This window comes from Aquincola tertiaricarbonis, assembly GCF_000969605.1.
GTDB classification, from domain to species: domain Bacteria; phylum Pseudomonadota; class Gammaproteobacteria; order Burkholderiales; family Burkholderiaceae_C; genus Aquincola; species Aquincola tertiaricarbonis.
Genome location: NZ_JZUE01000008.1, coordinates 1 through 15,970, shown reverse-complemented (window position 1 = coordinate 15,970; position 15,970 = coordinate 1). Strand labels below are relative to the sequence as shown.

14 protein-coding genes are annotated in these 15,970 nt (G+C 69.6%); 11 read left to right on the top strand and 3 right to left on the bottom strand.

Annotated features, from left to right (window positions below; translation table 11 throughout):
• Window positions 1-2 precede the first annotated feature (2 nt).
• On the bottom strand, window positions 3-779 hold the full coding sequence (locus VO99_RS11170) for a S1 family peptidase (protein WP_046113146.1): 777 nt from the start codon (window positions 777-779) through the stop codon (window positions 3-5).
• Between the two features lie 70 nt (window positions 780-849).
• Between VO99_RS11170 and VO99_RS11165 the strand changes: the two genes are divergently transcribed.
• Window positions 850-1,428 carry a cob(I)yrinic acid a,c-diamide adenosyltransferase gene (locus tag VO99_RS11165; protein ID WP_046112953.1) on the top strand — a complete coding sequence of 193 codons (579 nt, stop codon included), beginning with the start codon at window positions 850-852 and terminating at the stop codon, window positions 1,426-1,428.
• A 9-nt stretch (window positions 1,429-1,437) separates the two neighbouring features.
• Here VO99_RS11165 and VO99_RS11160 read toward each other — a convergent pair whose 3' ends face one another.
• Window positions 1,438-1,899 carry a hypothetical protein gene (locus tag VO99_RS11160; RefSeq protein ID WP_157039535.1) on the bottom strand — a complete coding sequence of 154 codons (462 nt, stop codon included), beginning with the start codon at window positions 1,897-1,899 and terminating at the stop codon, window positions 1,438-1,440.
• A gap of 81 nt (window positions 1,900-1,980) precedes the next feature.
• Entirely contained in the window at window positions 1,981-2,919 is a 939-nt protein-coding gene (locus VO99_RS11155; protein ID WP_046112951.1) for a LysR family transcriptional regulator, read from the bottom strand.
• Between the two features lie 138 nt (window positions 2,920-3,057).
• On the opposite strand from VO99_RS11155, the gene VO99_RS11150 reads away from it, so the two are divergent.
• The 10 genes from VO99_RS11150 (at window position 3,058) to VO99_RS11105 (ending at window position 15,898) form a co-directional block, all read left to right on the top strand.
• Window positions 3,058-5,196: a 3-hydroxyacyl-CoA dehydrogenase NAD-binding domain-containing protein gene (locus tag VO99_RS11150; protein WP_046112950.1), complete on the top strand. Its 2,139-nt coding sequence runs from the start codon at window positions 3,058-3,060 to the stop codon at window positions 5,194-5,196.
• Between the two features lie 25 nt (window positions 5,197-5,221).
• Window positions 5,222-6,412: an acetyl-CoA C-acyltransferase gene (locus VO99_RS11145; protein WP_046112949.1), complete on the top strand. Its 1,191-nt coding sequence runs from the start codon at window positions 5,222-5,224 to the stop codon at window positions 6,410-6,412.
• Between the two features lie 14 nt (window positions 6,413-6,426).
• Window positions 6,427-7,623 carry an acyl-CoA dehydrogenase family protein gene (locus VO99_RS11140; protein WP_046112948.1) on the top strand — a complete coding sequence of 399 codons (1,197 nt, stop codon included), beginning with the start codon at window positions 6,427-6,429 and terminating at the stop codon, window positions 7,621-7,623.
• A gap of 19 nt (window positions 7,624-7,642) precedes the next feature.
• The gene (locus VO99_RS11135) at window positions 7,643-8,785 is read left to right on the top strand and encodes an acyl-CoA dehydrogenase family protein (protein WP_046112947.1); all 1,143 of its coding nucleotides are present in this window, start codon (window positions 7,643-7,645) and stop codon (window positions 8,783-8,785) included.
• A complete protein-coding gene (locus VO99_RS11130; protein ID WP_046112946.1) occupies window positions 8,782-9,582 on the top strand; it encodes an oxepin-CoA hydrolase, alternative type in 801 nt (266 codons plus the stop codon). Before VO99_RS11135 ends, VO99_RS11130 begins: the two co-directional genes overlap by 4 nt.
• A gap of 31 nt (window positions 9,583-9,613) precedes the next feature.
• Entirely contained in the window at window positions 9,614-10,798 is a 1,185-nt protein-coding gene (locus VO99_RS11125; protein WP_046112945.1) for a CaiB/BaiF CoA transferase family protein, read from the top strand.
• 92 nt (window positions 10,799-10,890) lie between these two features.
• Window positions 10,891-11,889 carry a Bug family tripartite tricarboxylate transporter substrate binding protein gene (locus VO99_RS11120; protein ID WP_046112944.1) on the top strand — a complete coding sequence of 333 codons (999 nt, stop codon included), beginning with the start codon at window positions 10,891-10,893 and terminating at the stop codon, window positions 11,887-11,889.
• Between the two features lie 16 nt (window positions 11,890-11,905).
• Entirely contained in the window at window positions 11,906-12,892 is a 987-nt protein-coding gene (locus VO99_RS11115; RefSeq protein ID WP_046112943.1) for an NAD(P)H-dependent flavin oxidoreductase, read from the top strand.
• A gap of 47 nt (window positions 12,893-12,939) precedes the next feature.
• Window positions 12,940-14,886: an acyl-CoA synthetase gene (locus tag VO99_RS11110; RefSeq protein ID WP_046112942.1), complete on the top strand. Its 1,947-nt coding sequence runs from the start codon at window positions 12,940-12,942 to the stop codon at window positions 14,884-14,886.
• 13 nt (window positions 14,887-14,899) lie between these two features.
• Window positions 14,900-15,898: a Bug family tripartite tricarboxylate transporter substrate binding protein gene (locus VO99_RS11105; RefSeq protein ID WP_046112941.1), complete on the top strand. Its 999-nt coding sequence runs from the start codon at window positions 14,900-14,902 to the stop codon at window positions 15,896-15,898.
• The last annotated feature ends 72 nt before the right edge of the window (window positions 15,899-15,970 follow it).

Sequence of the window (15,970 nt, the reverse complement as noted above, 5' to 3'; positions counted from 1 at the left end):
TGTCAGCGCGGAAGGCGCAGCAACTCGGCCACCAGCCGCACCGGCAGCGCGTAGCTGATGCCGGAGGGATCGGTCAGCGCGGTTTCCTTGCTGCCCTTGATGAACACGGAATTGACCACGCCCACCACCTGGCCGCTGTCCGCGTCCAGCACGGGGCCGCCGCTGTTGCCGGGGTAGGCCGTGGCGTCCAGCTGGTAGATGTCAAAACTGCCCTGGCGGATGCGGGAGATGGCGGCTTCGTTCAGCTGCCGTGCATTGGCCACCGGCGCGGCGATGGGCGTGATGGACGAGATCATCCCTCGGTGACTCACCGGCGTGAACCCGAGCGCACCGCCCAGCGGAAAGCCCATCAGCACCACCGACTGCCCCTCGGTGATGGCCGCGGGCGCGGCCAGCGGCAGCACCGGCAGCGGCGCGCCGTCGATGCGCAGCAGCGCCAGGTCGTGGCCGCGCACCAGCTGCAGCACGCTGGCGCGGCGCAGCTCGGGCGACTGGCCTTCGCGCCGCACCAGCACCGCCACGTGCGCGCCCACCGCGTCGGCCGGCAGCTCGGGCACCACATGCGCATTGGTGACCACCAGCGTGCCGTCGTCCACCGCAAAGCCGGTGCCGCGGAAGGTGAAGCGCGGGTTGTCGGTGGGCCGGAAGCTGCCCACCGCAACCACCGACGGCTTGCTGCGCGCGATCACCTCCACCGCGCCCGCCTGCGCCGGCCCGGCCCACATCGGCAGCGCGGCCCCGCATGCGGCCAGGCCGGCCAGCCAGCTTCTTCGATCCATGGTGTGCATCCTCGTGGGCAGACAACGCCCCGACGGCGAATCTAACTGCTGCGTCGCCTAGCATCCGCCCATGGCAAACCGACTCACACAAATCGCGACCCGCACCGGCGACGACGGCAGCACCGGACTGGGCGACGGCACCCGCGTGGGCAAGGACCACCTGCGCATCCATGCGCTGGGGGACGTGGACGAACTCAACTCGCAGATCGGCGTGCTGCTGGCCGAGCCGCTGCCCGACGACGTGCGCGAGCTGCTGGTGGTCATCCAGCACGAGCTGTTCAACCTGGGCGGCGAGCTGTCCATCCCCGGCTACACACTGTTGAAGGAAGAGGCGGTGCTGCGCCTGGACGAGGCGCTGGCCCACTACAACGCCACGCTGCCGCGGCTGAAGGAGTTCATCCTGCCCGCCGGCACCCGCAGCGCCGCGCTGGCCCATGTGGCCCGCACCGTGGCCCGCCGGGCCGAACGCGTGGTGGTGGCGTTGGCGGCCTCCGATGCCGCGGCCGTGCGGCCCGAGGCGCGGCAGTACCTCAACCGCCTGTCGGACCTGATGTTCGTGCTGGCGCGGGTGCTGAACCGCGCCAACCTGGACGGGCTGGGCTGCGACGACGTGTATTGGAAGAGCGAGCGGTTGGCGCGGGAGGGGTGAGCTCAGCGCTCAGAGGCCAAGTTGTTTGAGGAGCTGCTGCAGGCCCGCTTTGAAGACCGGCGACGTGACATGTGTCATTTCGGCGTCATCCAGCGTCGCGACGAAATCTTCGAACTTGGCGATCCCGACCTTGAAGTCGGCATACGCAGTAGCGGCCAGCTCGGACAGGCCGAGCGGCTGCAACTTGGCGATGAGTTGCTTGCGAAGCGACTTGCGCGCGGCATGGATCGGCTGGGCCCAGGCCGTGATCCAAGGAACCAGGATCATCGCGGCGCGCAGGCGATGCATCTTTCGCTTGATCTTGCGCTTCTGCTCCGCAGAGAGGGTGGGGGAGGCCTGCACTGTACGAAGGTACTCGTCTGAGAAGACGTTCTGCCACATTGCAGCGCCGCCGCCGCCCAGGCCCGGCGATGAGACGAAGTACGTCCTGAACTGCCTTCCGATCTGGTGGCGCATGTCCTCTTTTGGCATGTAGGGCTCCTGCAGCTTTGGCAAGCCGAACTGCGCTGGCGCGCGGCATGGCGCTGGTATCGCACTCCCTGTCAGCGCCAGTCAACCCAAGTCGATGGCTGCCATGTCGCTCGATGTTCCACCGGCTGGACCACTGCCCCGCGCCCGCCCCAGCACGAAGTCGATGAACGTCGCCATCGCCCGCGTGTGGTGGCGGTTGGGCATGTACAGCAGGTGCATGTGGGTGCCGAAGATCGACAGCCGCCATTCGTCCAGTGACGTCACGATCTCCCCGCGGTCCACCTCGTCCTGCACCACGTAGTCGGGCACCAGGCCGATGCCCAGGCCGGCTTGCACCGCCTGGCGCAGGAACAAAAAGTTCTCCGAGATGAGCGATGGCTCCAGCAGCACCTCGTGCCGTTCCTCGCGCCAGTAGGCGGCCACGCGCAACTGGCGGCCGATGACGGCTGCAGTGATCAGCGGCATGGTGCGCAGCTCTTCCAGCCGCTGCGGCAGGCCCTGCGCCTCGGCAAACGCGCGTGAGGCGCAGGCCACGTAGCGCACCGTGCCCATGTCGCGCGCCACCAGGTTCTGCGGCGGCTCCGACAGCACCCGCACCGCCACGTCCACCTCGTCGCGCATCAGGTCTTCCACCCGGTTCTCGAACATCACGTCGAGCACGATGCCGGGGTACTGGCGCTTGAAGTCCAGCAGCCACGGCGACATCACCAGCTGCCCGTAGCCGCTGGGCACCGACAGCCGCACCCGGCCCTGCAGCGTCTGGCCCAGCGTGGTGATCGATTCCCTGGCGGCGGTCAGCTCGTTCTGGATGCGCAGGCCATGCTCGTAGAGCTTCAGCCCGATCTCGGTGGGCTCCACCCGGCGGGTGGTGCGCCGCACCAGCTGCTGGCCGATGGAGCGCTCCAGCTGGTTCAGGTGGTAGCTGATGTTGGCCCGGCTCATCTTCAGCCGGCGGGCGGCTTCGCTCAGGTTGCCGGCGTCCAGGATCTGCACCAGCAAGGTGAGGGCGTTGACGTCCATCAGGCGAGGTTCCGTGCTGGTTGTCAAAAATGGCTTGACAGTCTGTCAACGGCTTGAGCCATTGTCAAGAAACTATCGACGTCCAACAATGCCTGCACACCCGGAGTCCGACCGGGGCCTGCATTTGGAGACACGCACATGGTGCAAGAAGCCGCTTCCTCCGCAGCCGAAGCCAACCCGGTCAGCACCGAGTTGCGCGGCAAGATCCTGCTGGTCACGGTCGACAACCCGCCGGTCAACGCGCTGGGCGTGGCCGTGCGCCGCGGCCTGATGGCCGCCATCGAGGGCGCCGACGCCAACCCGGCAGTGGCCGCGGTGCTGATCGTGGGCGCTGGCCGCAACTTCATCGCTGGCGCCGACATCCGCGAATTCGGCCTGCCGCCGCAGCAGCCGCTGCTGACGGAGGTGTGCAACCGCATCGAGGCTAGCCGCAAGCCGGTGATCGCCGCCATCCACGGCGCCGCGCTGGGCGGCGGGCTGGAAGTGGCGCTGGGCGCGCACTACCGCATCGCCGTGGCCAGCGCCAAGCTGGGCCTGCCCGAAGTGGCGCTGGGCCTGCTGCCCGGTGCCGGCGGCACGCAGCGCACGCCGCGCCTGGTGGGCGCCAAGGCGGCGCTGGACATCATCCTCAGCGGCCGCCACGTGCCGGCCGCCGAGGCGCTGAAGCTGGGCCTGATCGACCGCCTGGCCAAGAGCGACGACACGCTGGCCGAAGGCCTGGCGTACGCGCAGGAACTGCTGGCCGCCAATGCCGGCCCGCGCCGCAGCCGCGACGGCACGGCGCTGGCCGACCGCGCAGCCGCGCAGGCCGCCATCGATGCCGCCAAGGCGGACGTGCAGAAGAAGCAGCGCAACCTGTTCTCGCCGCACAAGATCGTGGAAGCGGTGCAGGCCGCGCTGGACAAGCCCTTCGACGAGGCGCTGAAGCTGGAGCGCCAGTTCTTCATGCAATGCCTGGACAGCCCGCAGCGCGCCGGCCTGATCCACGCCTTCTTTGCCGAGCGTGAAGTGGCCAAGGTGCCGGAGGCCGCGGCCGCGCAGCCGCGCCCGTTCAAGCACATCGGCGTGGTGGGCGGCGGCACCATGGGCGCCGGCATCGCGGTGGCGGCGCTGGATGCCGGCCTGCCGGTGACCATGGTGGAGCGCGACGAAGCCTCCATCAACCGCGGCCGCGCCAATGTCGAGAAGGTGTACGACGGCCTGGTGGCCAAGGGCCGCATGACGGCCGAAGGCAAGGCCGCGGTGATGGCCCGCTTCAACGGCAGCACCGACTACGCTGCCTTCCAGGACGTCGACCTGGTGATCGAGGCGGTGTTCGAGGACATCGACGTCAAGAAGGCCGTGTTCGCCGAGCTGGACCGCGTGTGCAAGCCGGGCGCGGTGCTGGCCACCAACACCTCGTACCTGGACATCGACGCCATCGCGGCCAGCATCTCGCGGCCGCAGGACGTGGTGGGCCTGCACTTCTTCTCGCCGGCCAACATCATGAAGCTGCTGGAGATCGTGGTGCCGGCCCAGGTGAGCGCCGACGTGGTGGCCACCGCCTTCGAGCTGGCCAAGAAGCTGAAGAAGACGCCGGTGCGTGCCGGCGTGTGCGACGGCTTCATCGGCAACCGCATCCTGGCCGTGTACCGCCAGGCCGCCGACCACCTGATGGAAGACGGCGCGTCGCCCTACGACATCGATGCCGCGGTGCGCGAGTTCGGCTACCCGATGGGCCCGTTCCAGGTGTCCGACCTGGCTGGCGGCGACATCGGCTGGGCCACGCGCAAGCGCAAGGCCGCCACCCGCAACCCGGCCGCGCGCTACGTGCAGGTCGCCGACCGCATCTGCGAACGCGGCTGGTTCGGCCAGAAGACGCAGCGCGGCTGGTACCTGTACCCCGAAGGCTCGCGCACCGGCCAGCCCGACCCGGAAGTGCTGGCCATCGTCGACGCCGAGCGCCAGCGTGCCGGCATCACGCCGCGCCGCTTCAGCAACGAGGAGATCATCCGCCGCTACATGGCCGCGATGATCAACGAGGGTGCGAACGTGGTGCACGAGCGCATCGCGCTGCGCCCGCTGGACGTGGACGTGACCTTCGTGCACGGCTACGGCTTCCCGCGCTTCCGCGGCGGCCCGATGAAGTACGCCGACACGGTGGGCCTGGACAAGGTGCTGGCCGACATCCGCGAGTTCGCCAAGGAAGACCCGCTGTTCTGGCAGCCCTCGCCGTTGCTGGTGAAGCTGGTGGAAGAGGGCAAGAACTTCGAGAGCCTCAACAAGGCTGCCTCTTAAGCACCGCATCCAGGAGACAAACACCATGCGCGAAGCCGTCATCGTTTCAACCGCCCGCACCCCGCTGACCAAGGCGCACCGCGGCGAGTTCAACATCACCCCGGGCCCCACGCTGGCCGCCTTCGCGGTCAAGGCCGCGGTGGAGCGCGCGGGCATCGACCCCGCGATGATCGAGGACGCCATCCTCGGCTGCGGCTACCCCGAAGGCACCACCGGCCGCAACGTCGGCCGCCAGGCCATCATCCGCGCCGGCCTGCCCATCAGCATCGCCGGCACCACGGTCAACCGCTTCTGCGCCTCGGGCCTGCAGGCCATCGCCATGGCGGCCGGCCGGATCGTGGTGGACGGCGCCCCGGCCATGATCGCCGGCGGCGTGGAAAGCATCTCGCAGATCCGCACCCGCAGCGCCACCGATGCCGGCGACTCGGGCATGGACCCGTGGATCGTCGAGCACAAGCCCGCGCTGTACATGGCGATGATCGAGACCGCCGACATCGTGGCCCAGCGCTACAACATCAGCCGCGAGGCGCAGGACCGCTTCAGCGCCGAGAGCCAGCGCCGCACCGAAGAAGCGCAGAAGGCCGGCCGCTATGCCGACGAGATCGTGCCCTGCACCACCACGATGGCGGTGACCGACAAGGAAACCAAGGCCGTGACGCACCGCGAGGTCACGGCCACGATGGACAACTGCAACCGCCCCGGCACCACCTACGAAGGGCTGGCCAAGCTGGCCCCGGTGCGCGGCGATGACCAGTTCGTCACCGCCGGCAATGCCTCGCAGCTGTCGGACGGCGCTTCGGCCTGCGTGCTGATGGAAGCCGCCGAGGCCGAGCGCCTGGGCCTGCAGCCGCTGGGCGCCTTCCGCGGCCTGGCGGTGGCCGGCTGCGAGCCCGACGAGATGGGCATCGGCCCGGTGTATGCCGTGCCCAAGCTGCTCAAGCGCCATGGCCTGACGGTGGACGACATCGACCTGTGGGAGCTGAACGAGGCCTTCGCCTCGCAGGCGCTGTACTGCCAGCAGCAGCTGGGCATTCCGCACGAGAAGCTCAACGTCAACGGCGGCGCCATTTCCATCGGCCACCCCTTCGGCATGACCGGCGCGCGGCTTGCCGGCCACATCCTGCTGGAAGGCCGCCGCCGCAAGGCCAAGTACGCGGTGGTGTCGATGTGCATCGCCGGCGGCATGGGCGCCGCGGGCCTGTTCGAAATCTACTGACCGGAGACAGCCTCATGGACATGAGCTTCACGACCGAAGAACTGGCCTTCCGCGACGAGGTGCGTGCCTTCCTGGCCGACAAGCTGCCCGAGCGGCTGTCCGCCAAGGTGGCCAACGGCCAGCACCTGAGCAAGGCCGACATGGAGGAGTGGCACGCCATCCTCAACGAGCGTGGCTGGCTGGCCAACCATTGGCCGCAGGCCTACGGCGGCCCGGGCTGGAACGCGGTGCAGAAGTTCATCTTCGAGCATGAATGCGCCATCGCCCACGCGCCGCGCATCGTGCCCTTCGGCGTGAATATGCTGGGCCCGGTGCTCATCAAGTACGGCAACGAGGCGCAGAAGAGCTACTGGCTGCCGCGCATCCTGAACGGTGCCGACTGGTGGTGCCAGGGCTATTCCGAGCCCGGCGCCGGCTCCGACCTGGCCAGCGTCAAGACCACCGCCGTGCGCGACGGAGACCACTACGTCGTCAACGGCCAGAAGACCTGGACCACGCTGGGCCAGCACGCCAACATGATCTTCTGCCTGGTGCGCACCGACCCGGCGGCCAAGAAGCAGTCGGGCATCAGCTTCCTGCTGGTGGACATGAAGAGCCCTGGCGTGGAAGTGCGGCCCATCATCACGCTGGACGGTGCGCACGAGGTCAACGAGGTGTTCTTCACCGACGTGCGCGTGCCGGCCGAGAACCTGGTGGGCGAGGAGAATCGCGGCTGGGACTGTGCCAAGTACCTGCTGACCTACGAGCGCACCAACATCGCGGGCGTGGGCTTCTCGGTGGCTGCGCTGGCCAAGCTGAAAAAGGCCGCCGCACGGGTGCAGAAGAACGGCCGGCCGCTGGCCGAGGACCCGCTGTTCGCGGCCCGCCTGGCCAAGGTCGAGATCGACCTGGAGAACATGAAGACCACCAACCTGCGCGTGATCGCGGCGGTGGCCGGCGGCGGCGTGCCGGGTGCCGAAAGCTCGATGCTGAAGATCCGCGGCACCGTCATCCGCCAGGAGCTGACGTCGCTGCTGCGCCGGGCGATGGGCCCGCATGCGCGGCCCTTCAACGCCGATGCGCTGGAAGGCCCGTACGAAGGGGAAGTGGGCGCGCCGGAAGAAGCGGCCAGCGCGGCGGCCAGCTACTTCAACAACCGCAAGCTGTCGATCTTTGGCGGCTCCAACGAGATCCAGCGCAACATCATCTCCAAGATGATCCTTGGGCTCTGACGCCAGCCAGGAGCAGGACATGAATTTCGAGCACACCGAAGACCGCCGCATGCTGGCGGACACCCTGAACCGCTACATCGCCGAGCAGTACGGCTTCGAGGCCCGCAACCGCATCGCCCAGTCGCCCGAGGGTTACAGCGCCAACCAATGGCAGCAGTTCGCCGAGCTGGGCGCCATCGGTGCGCTGTTCAGCGAAGCCGATGGCGGCTACGGCGGCGCCGGGTTCGACATCGCCGTGGTCTTCGAAGCCCTGGGCCGTGGCCTGGTGGTGGAGCCGCTGCTGGGCAGCGCGGTGCTGGTGGGCAGCGCCATCAGCCATGCCGGCAACGAGCAGCAGCGCACCTGGCTCAACAAGCTGATCGACGGCAGCACCATCGGTGCCTTCGCGCATGGCGAGGCCGACAGCGTGTATTCGCTGCAGCAGGTGGCCACCACCGCGCGCCGCAGCGACAACGGCTGGGTGCTCAACGGCACGAAGGCCGTGGTGGCGCAGGGCGAGGCGGCCACGCTGTTCCTGGTGTCGGCCCGCACCGCGGGGGGCGAGGCCGATGCGCAAGGCCTGTCGCTGTTCCCGGTGCCGGCCGGCACGCCGGGCCTGAAGGTGAGCGGCCAGGCCGCCATCGACGGCGGCCGCGTGGCCACCGTCACGCTGGACAACGTGACCGTGCCGGCCGACGCGCTGCTGGGCGAAGAAGGCCAGGCGCTGGCTACCATCGAACATGCGGTGGGCCGCGGCGTGCTGGCGCTGTGCGCCGAATCGCTGGGTGCGATGGACGTGGCCCGCCAGGCCACGCTGGAATACCTGCAGACCCGCAAGCAGTTCGGCGTGCCCATCGGCAGCTTCCAGGCGCTGCAGCACCGCATGGCCGATGTGCTGCTGGAAATCGAGCAGGCCCGCTCGGCGGTGATCAATGCCGCCGCGGCCATCGACGGCGATGACCGCATCGCGCGCGAGAAGGCGCTGTCGGCCGCCAAGTTCACTATCGGGCGCGTGGGCACGCTGGTGGCGGAAGAAGCCGTGCAGCTGCACGGCGGCATCGGCATGACCTGGGAGCTGCCGCTGTCGCACTACGCGAAGCGGCTGGTGATGATCGACCACCAGCTGGGCGACGAGGACTTCCACCTCGAGCGTTACATCGCGCTGGGCAAGGTTGCCGCATGAGTGCCACCGACGTGCTGCTGCAGCGCCGCGAAGGCCCGGTGCTGGTGCTGGTCAACAACAACCCGGCCGCACGCAATGCGCTGAGCGCCGAGTTCTACACCGCGGCCACGCAGGCGCTGGTGGAGGCGGATGCCGATCCCACCATCGGCGCCATCGTGCTCACCGGCGCGGGCGGCTTCTTTTGCGCCGGCGGCAACCTGAACCAGCTGGCCACGCGGCGCGACATGGCGCCCGAGGACCGGCGGGAGCGGCTGGAGCTGCTGCACGGCTTCGTGCGCCGGCTGCGCGACACGGCCAAGCCGGTGATCGCCGCGGTGGAAGGCGGCGCGGCCGGGGCCGGCATGTCGCTGGCGCTGGCCTGCGACATGCTCGTGTCGTCGCGCGAGGCGTTCTACAGCGTCACCTACATCAAGGTGGGTCTCACGCCCGACGGCGGCATCACCTCGTTCCTGGCCGAGTTCGTGTCGCGCCAGGTGCTGACCGAGCTGTGCCTGACCGGCGACCGCGTGCCGGCCGAGCGGCTGCATGCGCTGGGCGCGGTCAATCGCCTGGTGGATGCCGGCACGGCCGAGGCCGAGGCCATCGCGCTGGGCCAGCGCATCGCCGAAGGACCGGACCGCGCCACCGCGCGCATCAAGGCGCTGTGCCGCGGCGCGCACATGCGCTCATTGGATGAACAGCTCGAACTCGAAGCACGCGCCATGGTCGAAAGCCAGGGCGACGACGAGGCGGCCGAAGGCATCGGCGCCTTCCTGCAGAAGCGCCGCGCCGACTTCGCGGCCTTGCGCCGCCGCTGACATGGCCGTTGACCCGGCTGGAGACTGATAGATGGCCCCGAATGCTTCCGCACTGCCGCTGTCCGGCGTGCGTGTCCTGGACTTCTCGCGGGTGCTGGCCGGCCCGCTGTGCGGCATGGTGCTGGGCGACTTCGGCGCCGACGTGATCAAGGTGGAACATCCCGGCCGCGGCGACGACACCCGCGACTGGGGCCTGCGCGTCGGCAAGACCGAGACCGCCTACTTCAACAGCATGAACCGCAACAAACGGTCGGTGGCGCTGGACCTGCAGACGCCCGAAGGCCAGGCCACGGCCAAGGCCTTGGCCGCCAAGTGCGACGTGGTGATCCAGAACTTCAAGTTCGGCGGCATGGAGAAGCTGGGCCTGGGCTATGAGCAGCTGAAGGCCGACAACCCGCGGCTGATCTACTGCTCGGTCTCGGGCTACAACCGCGCCGGCAGCGAAGCCGCGCGCCCGGGCTACGACCTGGTGGTGCAGGGCGAGGCCGGCCTGATGGCGCTCAACGGCGAGGCCACGCAGCCGCCGCTGAAGTTCGGCGTGGCCGCGGTCGACCTGATGACCGGCATGTATGCGGCGCAGGCGGTGCTGGCCGCGCTGTACCAGCGCGAGCACACCGGCACCGGCCGGCATGTGGAGATGGCGCTGTTCGACTGCGGACTGATGATCACCGCCTACTACGGCCTGGAAGCGCTGCTGATGGGCGAAGACCCGCCGCGCTACGGCAACGCGCATCCGTCCATCGTGCCCTACGGCGTGTTCGACGCGGCCGACGGCCCCATCGTCATCACCGTGGGCAACAACGCGCAGTTCCAGCGTTTCTGCACCGAGGTGATCGAGCGGCCCGACCTGGCGGCCGACGAGCGCTTCAAGACCAACCTGGGCCGCTCGGCCAACCGCGCCGAGCTGCTGCCGGTGCTGCATGCGGAGCTGGCCCGCCGGCCGCGTGCGCAGCTGCTGGCCGCGCTGTCGGGCGCCGGCATTCCCTGCGGCGAGGTGCTGGGCCTGCATGAGGCGCTGACCTCGCCGCGCGCGGTGGAAGGTGGCCTGGTCACGGTGCAGCCGCATCCGGTGGCCGGCAGCACGCATGTGCTGGCACCGCCCTACCGCATCGACGGCGAGCGGCTGCCGGTGCGCCGGCCGCCGCCTCAGCTCGGCGCCGACACCGAGGCCGTGCTGCAGGAGCTGCTGGGCGACCAGCGGCCTGGCCGCGGCTAGGCGCCGCGACCCACGCTTCCTTTTTCTTTCCAGATGCGCGCCGGCCGCCAGGTGCGGCGCGTCGCTTTCCACTGCACCGCAAGGAGTTCCGCATGCGTTCCCGTTCCGCTTCCCGACCCGTCAGTACCCTGCGCCGCAGTCTCCTCGCCCTGGCCCTGGCCGCGCCTGCATTCGGCGCGATGGCGCAGGCCTACCCGGCCAAGCCGATCACGCTGGTGGTGCCCTTCCCGCCGGGTGGCCCCACCGACACCGCATCGCGCATCGTCGGCCAGCGCATGAGCGAGCTGCTGAAGCAGCAGGTCATCGTCGAGAACAAGGCCGGTGCTTCGGGCGCCATCGCCGCCGCGCAGGTGGCCAAGGCCCCGGCGGACGGCTACACGTTGATGATGCTGGCCACGCCGACGCTGCTGGCGCCGCACCTGTACAAGTCGGCCAGGTACGACATCCAGAAGGACTTCACGCCCGTCGGCACCACCTACGACCTGCCGATCGTGATGGTGGTCAATCCGCAGTCGCTGCCCGACGTGACCACGCTGCCGCAGCTCATCGCCAAGGCCAAGGCCACCAATCCCCCGCTGAACTACACCAGTTCGGGCCAGGGCAGCTTCGGCCACCTGACCACCGAGTCGCTGAAGTCGCTGGGCAAGTTCGAGATGTCGCATGTGCCCTACCGCGGCGGCGCACCGGCCGTGACCGACGTGCTCGGCGGCCAGGTGCCGGTGATGTATGCGGACATGGTCGCCGCGCTGCCGCACATCAAGGCCGGCAAGCTGCGCGCCATCGCCGTGGGTTCGCCGCAGCGCGTGCCTTACCTGCCCGATGTGAAGACGGTGTCGGAGCAGGGCTTCCCGGGCTTTGACGCGGTGTCCTGGGGCGGCCTGCTGGCACCGGCCGGCACGCCCGCGCCGGTGATCGGCAAGCTGAGCGAGGCGCTGAAGCAGACGCTGGCCGAGCCCGAGATCCAGGAGAAGCTGAAGGCCGCCGGCACCTTTGCCGCCTGGCAGTCGCCCAAGGACACGGCCGAGCGCATCCGCCGCGACGACCAGAAGTGGAGCCAGGTGATCCGCGACAAGGGCGTGTCCATCGAATAGGCACCGCAGGTCCGCCATGCATACCACCGCCATCACAGATCTGTTCGGCATCCGCCTGCCCATTGTGGCCGGCGGGCTGATGTGGCTGTCCGACGCACGCTACGTGGCCGCGGCCTCGCGCGCCGGCATCATCGGCTTCATCACCGCGGCCAGCTTTCCCGACCCGGCCCGCCTGCGCGACGAGATCCGTCGCTGCCGCGACCTGTGCGAGGGCGGGCCCTTCGGCGTCAACGTGTCGATGCTGCCCAAGCTGGTGCCGGGCGAGCGCACGCAGGCGGTGTTCGAGCTGATCGCCGAAGAGGGCGTGCGCTTTGTCGAGACCTCGGGCCGCAGCCCGGAGGCCTACCTGCCCATGCTGAAGGCCGCCGGCATCAAGGTGCTGCACAAGGTGCCGGCGGTGCGCCATGCGGTCAAGGCGCAGTCGCTGGGCGTGGATGCGGTGGCCATCGTGGGCGCCGAGTGCGGCGGCCACCCGGGCATGGACATGGTGGGCAGCATCGTCAATGCCGCCTGGGCGCGTGGGCAGCTGCACATCCCCTACCTGATCGGGGGCGGCATCGGCTGCGGCTCGCAGGTGACGGCGGCGCTGGCCATGGGGGCGGCCGGCGTGGTGGTGGGCACGCGCTTCACCGTGGCCGAGGAAATCTGGGCGCATGACGACTACAAGCGCCGCCTGGTGCAGGCCCAGCCCACCGACACCACGCTGCTGATGCACACGGTGCGCAACACCGTGCGCGCGTTGCGCAACGGCACCACCGACGAGGTGCAGGCCATCGAAGCCGCCAAGCCCGACGTCACCATCCAGGAGCTGCTGCCGCTGGTGGCCGGCCGCATCGGCCGCCAGGCCTACGAGACCGGCGACACCTCGCGCGGCGTGCTGTCGGCCGGCCACGCGCTGGCCTTCACCGACCGCATCGAGCCGCTGGCCGTCATCGTCGATCGCCTGGCGACCGAGATGCAGGCGGCCGCGCGCCGCATTGCACCGGTGCCCCTCGCAGCCTGACATCATTACCCCCAACGGGCAGCACGACCCGTGCAGGAGACAAGCGCATGACCACCTTCCACGCCGCAGGCCAGCCGTTCCGCGCCGGCGCGCCCGTTCGCAGCCTGGCCGACGTGCAGCGCATCGAGGCCGCGATGCCGCTGGCCGAAGCCGTGCCGGTGCGCAGCACCTATGAGCTGTTCCGCAACTCGGCCGCGGCCTTCGGCGACAAGACGGCCATCGTCTTCTTCCGCAGCGTGGAAGAGGCCGACCGCCCGTTGCGCTGGAGCTACCGCCAGCTGTTCGAAGGCCTGCACCAGACGGCCAACCTGCTGCACACGCTGGGCCTGGGCCCGCAGCAGGCGGTGTCGGTGCTGCTGCCCGCCTGCCCGGAGTACCACCTGGCCTTGTGGGGCGGCGAGGCGGCCGGCATCGTGCAGCCGCTCAATCCGCTGCTGAACGAAGACAAGCTGGCCGCGCTGATGAATGCGGCCGGCGCCAAGGTGCTGGTCGCCTGGGGCGCCGATGCCGAGGCCGGCTACTGGCAGAAGGCCATGCGCCTGCGCGAGAAGGTGCCCACGCTGCGCACCGTGCTGCGGGTGATGCCGCACGACGCGCCACCGGCGGTGGAAGGCGCACTGCCCGAAGGCGTGCTGGATTTCAACGAAGCGCGCGCCGCGCAGCCCGCCGACCGCCTGATCGGCGGCCGGGACATCCAGCCCGAGGACATCGCCGCCTACTTCCACACCGGCGGCACCACGGGCGACCCCAAGCTGGCGCGGCACAGCCACCGTGCGCAGGTGTTCACCGCCTGGGCCAGCGTGCAGATGCAGGGCCTGCGGTCCACCGACGTGGCCATCAACGGCTACCCGCTGTTCCATGTGGCGGGGGTGCTGCCGGCGTCGCTGGCGTCGTTCTCGGCCGGGGTGGAAGTGGTGATCCCCACCACCACGCTGCTGCGCAACCGCGAGGTGATGCGCCAGTACTGGCGCCTGGTGGAGCGCTTCAAGCCCACGTCGCTGTCGGCCGTGCCCACGGTGCTGGCCGCGCTGGCCGACGTGCCGCTGGAAGGCGCCGACATCTCCTCCATCCAGTACTGCCGCACCGGCGCCGCGCCGCTGTCGCCCGAGCTGGCGGCGCGCTTCGAGCGGCTGTTCGGCCTGCATGTGCATGAAAGCCTGGGCATGACCGAGATGGCCGGCATCTCCACCATCACGCCACCCGGCGTGGTGGGGCCGGCCGGCTGCGTGGGCTTCCCGCTGCCGTACACGCAGCTGCGCATCGTGGCGCTGGACGAGCGCGGCAACGCCAGCGACCGCGAGCTGCCGCCGGGCGAGGCGGGCATGGTGCTGTTCCGCTCGCCCAACCTGTTCTCCGGCTTCGTCGACGAGGCGGAGAACAGGAAGGCCTTCACGCCCGACGGCTGGCTGGCCACCGGCGACCTGGGCTGGCTGGACGAGCAGGGCCGGCTGAACCTCACCGGTCGCGCCAAGGACCTGATCATCCGCAGCGGCCACAACATCGATCCCAAGGTGATCGAGGACGCACTCGACGCCCATCCCGCGGTGCAGCTGGCCGCGGCCGTGGGCGCGCCCGATGCCTATGCCGGCGAAGTGCCGGTGGCCTATGCCACGTTGCTGCCCGGCGCCAGCGCCACCGAGGAAGAACTGCTGGCCTTCGTTTCCCAGCGGGTGGACGAGGCCCCGGCGCGGCCCAAGCGCATCACCGTGCTGCAGCGCATGCCCACCACCAACGTGGGCAAGATCTTTAAGCCCGAGCTGCGGCAGCTGGCCGCAATCGACACGCTTGGCCAGCGGCTGCAGGCCCTGTGGCGCGAGGCCGCGCTCGCCGGCACGCCGCTGCCTGCCGTGGTGGCCGACGGTCCTGCGGGCTTGCTGGTGCGCTGCCCCGCGCATCCGGCTGTGGCCGCTCTGGCACCGGCCATCGCCGAAACCGCGGCGCGGCTCGGCGTGAAGGCCCGCATCGAACACGAACAACGATCCCCCGCCCCCTGAAGGAGACAACACGATGAACCAACCCATCAACCGCCGCCAGCTGCTGGCCCGTGGTGCCGCCGTGTCGGCCGGCCTGGCCGCCGCCCCGTGGGTGCAGGCGCAGGCCGCCTGGCCCAGCAAGCCCATCCGCATCATCGTGCCGTTCAACCCGGGCGGCGCCACCGACGTGTCGGCGCGCCTGATCGCCGACAAGCTGGGCCCGCGGCTGGGCCAGACCATCATCGTGGAGAACAAGGGCGGCGCCGCCGGCATCCTGGGCACCGATACCGTGGCCAAGGCCGCGCCCGATGGCAGCACCTTCACCATCTCGCTCAGCACCTCGCTGCTGATCAACCAGTTCCTGTTCGCCAAGCTGCCCTACGACCCGCAGAAGGACCTGGTGATGGTCTCGCAGATCGCGGTGGCGCCGGTGACGCTGGTGGTGCACCCCGACGTGCCGGCCCGCAACGCGGCCGAGCTGCAGGCGTGGATCACCAAGAACAAGGGCAAGGTGTCGTACGGCTCCTGGGGCATCGGCTCCTATGCGCACCTGGCCGGCGCCTACATGAGCCAGGCGCTGAATGCCGACATGTCCCACGTGGCCTACAAGGGCGAGGCGCCGATGCTGCAGGACCTGCTGGGCGGCCAGATCCAGATGGCCTATGCCAGCGCCTCGGGCACCAAGCCGCACATCGACGCCGGCAAGCTGAAGATCATCGGCGTCACCGGCGACCAGCGCATGGCCGTGCTGCCCAACGTGCCCACGCTGGTGGAGCAGGGCCTGAAGGATGATGCGTACCGCATCTGCGGCTTCGTGGGCATGGCCGCACCGGCGAAGACGCCGATGGACATCGTGCAGCGCATGGCCAAGGAAGTGAACGCCGTGGTCAACACGCCCGAGATGCGCGAGAAGTTCGCGGCGATGGGCTTCAATCCGGTGGCCGGTACCCCGGAAGCCTTCATGGCCGCCTACCGGAAGGACTACCCGGTGTGGGAACAATTGGTGAAGGCGTCCGGCGCCAAGCTGGACTGAACGAATACACGCAAAGGAGCTGAGCTATGAAGATCCTGGTGCCCGTGAAGCGGGTGGTGGACTACAACGTCA